The sequence below is a fragment of the Pseudoalteromonas sp. SR41-4 genome, from assembly GCF_014163985.1.
Classification (GTDB): Bacteria; Pseudomonadota; Gammaproteobacteria; order Enterobacterales; family Alteromonadaceae; genus Pseudoalteromonas; species Pseudoalteromonas rhizosphaerae.
In genome coordinates this window covers 43,009-50,467 of record NZ_JACJEI010000033.1, presented here as the reverse complement: position 1 = coordinate 50,467, position 7,459 = coordinate 43,009, and the positions used below count along the sequence as shown (strand labels likewise).

General features: G+C 40.0%; 4 protein-coding genes. 2 read left to right on the top strand and 2 right to left on the bottom strand.

The annotated features are described in order from the left end of the window. The first annotated feature begins 402 nt into the window (after positions 1 to 402). Positions 403 to 1,536, top strand: coding sequence for a bifunctional chorismate mutase/prephenate dehydrogenase (gene tyrA / locus H5180_RS19915; RefSeq protein WP_145237181.1), 1,134 nt, complete (start codon positions 403 to 405; stop codon positions 1,534 to 1,536). Positions 1,537 to 1,606: 70 nt separating this feature from the next. On the opposite strand, the gene H5180_RS19910 is transcribed toward tyrA, so the two are convergent. Then, a complete protein-coding gene (locus tag H5180_RS19910; protein ID WP_145237178.1) occupies positions 1,607 to 2,764 on the bottom strand; it encodes a chorismate mutase in 1,158 nt (385 codons plus the stop codon). A 360-nt stretch (positions 2,765 to 3,124) separates the two neighbouring features. Between H5180_RS19910 and H5180_RS19905 the strand changes: the two genes are divergently transcribed. Continuing rightward, on the top strand, positions 3,125 to 6,115 hold the full coding sequence (locus tag H5180_RS19905) for an EAL domain-containing protein (RefSeq protein ID WP_145237174.1): 2,991 nt from the start codon (positions 3,125 to 3,127) through the stop codon (positions 6,113 to 6,115). 71 nt (positions 6,116 to 6,186) lie between these two features. Here H5180_RS19905 and H5180_RS19900 read toward each other — a convergent pair whose 3' ends face one another. Further along, on the bottom strand, positions 6,187 to 7,386 hold the full coding sequence (locus tag H5180_RS19900; RefSeq protein ID WP_182758921.1) for an aromatic amino acid transport family protein: 1,200 nt from the start codon (positions 7,384 to 7,386) through the stop codon (positions 6,187 to 6,189). Positions 7,387 to 7,459 lie beyond the last annotated feature (73 nt).

Genomic DNA, 7,459 nt, shown 5'->3' with positions numbered 1-7,459 from the left:
TTAAATATTTAACCATTCTAGCGAGCTAAATAAAGCGCTAACTGCGTTATAATTTTTTCAAGTAGAACAACTACATGTCAAAATTTACGCCTTGTTATCACTGTATTTATCTGTCGCTATAAATGCTCAGTAACTTAACACGATTGGTATTAGAGCACAGAGAAGTCCAGTAAAAAAATACCCATCCAAGAATTACTCATAAATCAAATACAATTAGGCCAACTTATAACTTATGGCTTAGTACTTAAAACTCAAATCCCAAATCTCAAATCCCAAATCCCATTCTTTTGCTTATTTAGCCTTTTAACAACTAAGCGATCCTGTTAGTATTTATCGTATTGATTAGTTTACTTTTATGTAAATTTAAATGTACGAAATTGCAGTTTCTAAGGTGGTAGTCGCGTGGCGGATATAAAAGAGTTAGATAAGTTAAGAGAGGGGATCGATGAATGTGATGCCCAGTTGGTTGCACTGCTGGCTAGACGTAATAGTATTACCGAGCAGATCGGCGCAATCAAACAACAAACGGGTGCGCCACTGCATGCGCCTGACCGTGAAGCTACTTTATTAGCTGCTCGTCGCCAAGAAGCGATTAACCAAGGTGTTAATCCTGAATTGGTGGAAGATATCCTACGCCGTATGATGCGCGAAGCTTACCAAAATCAACAGGCTAAATTAGCATGTAGCGCGCCACAGTTATCACCTATTGTGATTGTTGGTGGTCAAGGCGCTATGGGGCAATTGTTTGCTCAGCAATTTATCCGCTCAGGGTATGAAGTTAGAATACTCGACAAAGAACAGCAAAGTAACGCGCAAGAAATATTAGCGGGTGCAAAACTGGTGATGATCAGTGTGCCAATTAATGCCTTAGAAACAGTGGTCACTGCCTTACCTAAGCTCGATGATGATTGTTTATTAGTTGATATTACTTCAGTTAAGCAAGCACCGTTAAAAGTATTAAAAGCAGTGCATAGCGGTCCTGTAGTCGGTTTACATCCAATGTTTGGTCCTGATATTTCTCATTGGGTAAAGCAAACAGTGGTGGTTTGCGAAGGCCGTAACCATGAGATTGCCCAAGGTTTATTATCGCAACTGCAAGTGTGGGGCTGTCAACTTGTTGAACTCGATGCGCAAAAGCACGATGAAGCTATGCAAATTATTCAGGTTATGCGCCATTTAACCACTTTTGTATACGGCCAGTTTTTAGCAAAACAAGGTCATACCCTCGAAGAGCTCCGCAGTTGTTCGTCACCGATTTACCAATTAGAGTTGATGATGGTAGGGCGCTTATTCGCACAATCACCAGAGCTTTATTCTGACATCATGCTAGCGCAATTTGATAACGTAGAGCCATTACTTGCACAATACCAAGACACGTTTGCAAGTACCTTGGCCAAATTAAAAGCGGGTGATAAGGCCGCTTTAATTGATTCATTTGCGGATGCAAAAGCATATTTTTCAGATGCTACTGCGCATTTCTTAACGCAAAGTCGCAGCCTGTTAAACAAAGCCAATGATGCGAAAGTACTTGATTGATAACCGCTGTGTGAAAAGTAGATAATGAAAAAGGGCTAATTTTAGCCCTTTTTTATATTTTACTTAGCGCTTAACTTTCTATATTCACAGCTTGCAGCGATTCACTTTGGTAACAGCCCAGTACGCGTACATATTGGGTGTGCTCTTTTAGCTCTTCTAAGGCTTGTTTAACATGGTTATCAACCAGGTTTGCTTCTAAATCCACATAAAATACTTCTTCCCACGGGTTGCCTGGGACTGGGCGTGATTCTAGTTTTACTAAGTTGATATTGTGTTCTTTGAAAATCATCAATGCATCAGCCAAAGAACCTGCTTGTTGCTTGGTTGCCATAATTAAACTGGTTTTAGTCGGGATCTGTTTTGATACATAAAGAGGCTTACGGGCAACCACAATAAAACGGCTATGATTTTCACGTTGATTCGCAAGGCCTGATTTAATTACTTCTAAACCCACATTTTTACCCGCTTGAGCTGAACCAATTGCTGCGCTATTAGGGGTATCTAATGCTAATTGCAGAGCGCTTGAGGTTGAATCGCAGGTTTCATGTTGAATATCACCTAAGCCTTGTAAAAAGCGACTACATTGAGCGAATGGTTGCGGGTGAGCAAAAATCTTACTGATCTGACTAAGCTCAGTACCCGGTGTGACCAGTAAACAATGTTCAACACTGTGGGTTACTTCACCAACGATGGAGACTTGTGCGTGTTGCAGTAAATCAAACACTTCGTTAATACTGCCTGAGCTGGTGTTTTCAATGGGTAATAAGCCAAAATCTGCTTGACCATTTTCAACTTTACCAGTGATCTGCTCAAAGCTAGAGCAGCCCATTTCAACAAGTTTACCTGGGCGACGGCTAAAATATTTATGACAAGCAAGTTGGCTGTATGAACCCTGACCACCTAAATAAGCAACACGGTGTGTTTCACTCATAGCATCTGGGTTTAAGTTCTTCTGTAACATGGCTTGTTGATTAAGTACTGAATCTTCTAAAATTGTTTGGAAAACGTTATTCACATAATAAGCGTCCAAACCAAGAGACTTACCATAACCGATGAGTTTCTCTAACAAGGCAAGTTCACGGGCCTCATCACGTATCGGTTTATTATTAGCAATCTTATATTCTACAACGCCGTGGCTAATACGGCGACGTTTTGCTAATAGCACTAATAGGTCAGAATCAATTTCATTGATATCGTGTCTAAGTGAATTAAGTACATCATTAGTCATTTTTGGGTTCCTCATTCCAAAAAATTACCTTTTGGGTAATAAAAACAAAAAAGCCTCCCAATTGGGAGGCTTTGCTATTCGGTTGATTTAATCTCGCAAACAGGTAAGCCTCTTCTATCTAAAGAAGCTAAAAAACGAAAAATGTAATTGCGAAAATATTATATTCATACTCTTAATGTATGGAGAGTGGGCTATAAAGTCAACACTCTAGCGGGTTTTATCGCCGCCAAAGGATAGTTTATTTTTGATATGGGATTTTTTCAGTAATTTCAACGAAAAATTTATAAATCTAAATAGGGATCTGGTATATTTATTTAGGTGAATTTAAATAAAAATAATTATTAAAAATAAGGTTGTCCTGTGGTGTATAGACGCCCACCATCACGCTTTGGTGTAAATTCGTTGAGTATGAAGCTTTCGCTGTTAATTTCGGCAATTTGTTTAATTGCTGGGATCTGTGCGGCGGTGTTGATGCTAAAATCAGAAGAAAAACAATTGGTATTTGAAGAACATGAAGTTCTCAAGCATTCCAGCGAACGTCTGATCCGTCAGTTTAATACTCTGGTGAAAACCAAAATTAATATTGCGGAGCAAGCGAATAACGTCGTCTCTAGCCAATTATTCTATAATTCCTCGCAATTGCTCAGTAGCCAAAGTGCGCAGCTCAGCTTTGACCCCGATGGCAGTATTCGCAGCGCCTCTGATGATGGTTTATCTGCGGCTTTTATGCCACAAGATAAGTACTCACCTTTTTATAAAAAACTCATTAATGATTCTGAATCGTTATGGAAAATCGTAGCGCCTACCTTGATCCAAGATTTCTTTAACTTTTATTTAATCACCAAAGATAATTTTATCCGTATTGCGCCACCTAATTGGGCTCTGAATGTTCCAGGCTCTCATCAGTTTATTGATAATCAAAGTTTTAATTACGCTAAAGAAGCGCTTAATCCAACCCGTTCGGCTGTGTGGTCTAAAGTTTACTACGATAAAATTTGGCATAAATGGGTGGTGAGTTTACTGGTGCCAGTTTATCTTGAAAATGAATTTTTAGGTGTTACTGGCAGCGATTTAGCACTCGATACGCTTATTTCGCAATTACCGATCGGTGACAAGGAGCAGCACTTATTTGTTTTTGATAGCCAAGGGCAATTACTTGCTCATCCTGATCTGAATAAAAATCTTTACGAAACCTACGGTAAAGCAGGCAAACCATTACGTACTCATGATTTTGTTAATGGCGATCTACAAGAGCTGATCAATCAGACTATCAAAATGCATTTACCAGAATACGCAGACTCTTTTGTACAAGATGGTGAAACGCACATCATTAATATTCGTAAAGTTGATAATTTAGACTGGTATATTGGTATTTACAAAAAACGTTCATCAGCACTTTCAGCGCTTGAAGAGCTAAAGGTGAAGTTTTTTGGATTGTTTATTTTATATGCCATTTTAGTCGCACTGTTATTACATCAAGCACTTTACCAACTCGTTTTACGCCGTATTCATTCTTTAGTTTATGCGGTAACCAGTTTTGGCAAAGGGCACTTACAAATTGAATTTCCAAAAGAAAACAAAGATGAAATTGGTACTTTAAATGGTTCTTTTCGCGATATGGCGATTGAAATTCGTAAGCTTATTGATGGTCTGAATCAGCGTATTACAGAAAAAGAAATTGCCGAAAAAGCCGCTAACCGATTATCTAAAGCAGTTGCTTTCTCAGGCACAGGGGTAGTGATCACCGATCAAAACTTCGTGATTGAATACGTCAATCCAAAAATGTTAGAAATGACTGGGTTTGAAGAAAACCATTTTATGCAGTCACCGCTATTAAGCATTATCGCCAAAGAAATGGCTATTTTGGTTGATGACATTGATATCGATTTACGCAGCCGAAATTATTGGCGTGGCGATACTTTGATCCAAGGTTTAGATAAAAAGCCAATCTGGGTATCGCTCAGTATCTCACCAATTCGCGAAGACGGTGGCAGCATCACCAGTTATGTTGCCTCAGCACAAGATATTTCGTTTGTTAAAGAAAGCCAGCGAAAAATGGAGCAATTGGCTTATTTCGACACCTTAACAGGGCTGGCTAACCGTACTTTCTTTAGAATGCAATTACGTAAGTCAATGGCGCTTGCAGAGCGTGGCCATTATGCGTTTGCTTTATTCTATTTTGATTTAGATGAGTTTAAGCGTATTAACGACACACTTGGTCATGATGCCGGTGATCAGCTATTAGTTGAAGTTGCTAACCGTTTGAAAAAACGACTGCGTGCGGAAGATACAATTGCCCGTTTAGGTGGCGATGAGTTTGCAGTTTTACTTAGTGGTATTGAGCGTCAAGAGCATGCAATGGATGTCGCTAACACTATTCAAAAAACATTGAATGTGCCAATTATGCTTGGCAATAACGAGGTCATTATTAGTGCTAGTATTGGCATCACAATGGCGCCATACGATAGCCAAGAAGAAGACCAGTTATTAAAACACGCTGATTTAGCTATGTATGAGGCCAAAGCTAAAGGGCGCAATACTTATCACTTTTATAGTCAAGAACTTGATGCCGCTGCGAATGAGCGGCTGTTTATTGAAAATGAACTGCGCTTAGCAATCAAAGCTCGGCAATTTGTGATTTTTTATCAACCACAAGTTGATAGTCGCACGCAGCATGTGGTCGGTTATGAAGCCTTGATCCGCTGGTTCCACCCAACTGAAGGGATGATCCCGCCTACCAAGTTTATCCCAATAGCTGAGGCAACAGGTTTAATAGTTGAGTTAGGTGCTTGGGTGCTACAAGAAGCGTGTGAATTTGCAGCAAGATTAGCAGCGCAAGGGCGAGAAAATAATATTTCGATTAACCTCTCTGCTCGTCAGTTTAAAGATGCTAAGTTAGTGCCGTTGTTGGCATCGATTATTAAGAAAACCAAGGTGCCGGCTAAGCAGTTACACCTGGAATTAACCGAAAGCATGCTAATGGGGAATGTGGAAGCGGCAATTTCGCAATTACATCAGTTAAAAGCGCTTGGGGTGTCAATATCGATAGATGACTTTGGCACGGGTTATTCGTCATTGAGCTACTTAAAACGTTTTCCGGTTGATATTTTAAAAGTTGATCGCTCGTTTGTTAAAGATATACCGGATGATCCAAATGACATGGAGATCACTGCGGCAATTATAGCGATGGCACAAAAGCTAAAATTGAATGTGGTAGCCGAAGGCGTTGAGACTATAGAGCAAGTGGAGTTTTTACAAAACAATAACTGCTTTATAGTGCAAGGTTATTACTACAGCCCGCCTATAGCAGAGCAAGATTTGCCAAAGCTATTTGCAAAGCTTGATGATTGAGTTAAACACATGTTTAATCTAACTCAAGTTAGTTAAAATACCAAAAGGCACCATTTAGGTGCCTTTTTGCATTAACCTATCGCGGGGATTAAACCTGCCATCTGCATCCCTTGGGCGCTGATAATAAGCACGCCGCAAAGCGCCGCTACTGCCAGACCAAAATTACCACCACGCACTGTATAGCCGCCTTTATCGCTGCTACGCTGCTTATAAACCATTGCTACGGGTAAAAACACTGCTAGTACGACTAAAGCGATAGCTGCATAGCCAAGCGCCATAATAAAACCTTGTGGGTAAAACAATGCAAATCCTAATGGCGGGATAAAAGTAATGAGGGCTGTTTTTATCCGATCTTTATTACCATCTCCTTTTTTAAAGGCATCAGCAAAGAAATCAAATAATCCTAGGCTCACCCCTAAAAATGAGGTTGCCAGTGCTAAGTCTGCAAATAGGTTAACTGCAGTGGCAACAGCTGCGTTATTAGCGATACTGGCAATACTTGCCACAAAGCCTGGTAAGCCAGAGCTTTTTAGTAATTCAGCTTGACTCATCATACCTTGGCTGATCAACTGCCAAAAAATGTAAATAACCAGCGGTAAAGCTGCTCCGGCAATCATGACACGGCGTAAGGTTTTAATATCTAAACCAACATATTTAACGATCGATGGGATCGAACCATGAAAACCAAAAGAGGTAAATACCACCGGAATAGCTGATAAAATAAGGCCTTGTTCAATGGGCATTTCGAGTAAATGTTGGCCATGAACATACGGGGTTAACATATAAAATAAGCTCGCCAGTACCACAATTTTGATGCTAAATAACACTCGGTTTAGCTTATCGACCTTACTGGTGCCTAAGGTAACAACTGTGCCTATTACAATCGCTAGAATGATTGAACCTACTTGCGGAGCAATATCGAGGCTAAAGCCGTTATTTATTTTTTCTTGTAGTTGCGCACCACCACCTGCAATGTAAGCTGAGCAAAGCGCATAGAATAAAAACATCACCGAAAAATTAGCCAGATATTGGCCGCGTTTACCTAACCATGATTTTGCTAACGTATTTAGCGTGGCATCGCGATCAGCATGTTGATGTAATTCGAGCATTAATAATGCGGTATAAGTCATTAACGCCCATATTGAAATAATTAATGCTAATGCGGTTGTAAAGCCAAGTCCCGCAGAAGCGATTGGTAGCGCCAACATCCCTGCGCCGATAGTGGTACCTGCAACAATTAACATGCTGCCTATTGTTTTATTTTTAAGCACTTTTTGCCCCTAAAACATCGTGAGAGGCAGGCAAGATATAACTAGTTGGCACAAACTTAAATAGTTTTGTTAC

Bases quoted from the DNA above. Each gene is read 5' to 3' on its own strand.
- H5180_RS19910 (WP_145237178.1), bottom strand. From the start codon at position 2,764: ATGACTAATGATGTACTTAATTCACTTAGACACGATATCAATGAAATT.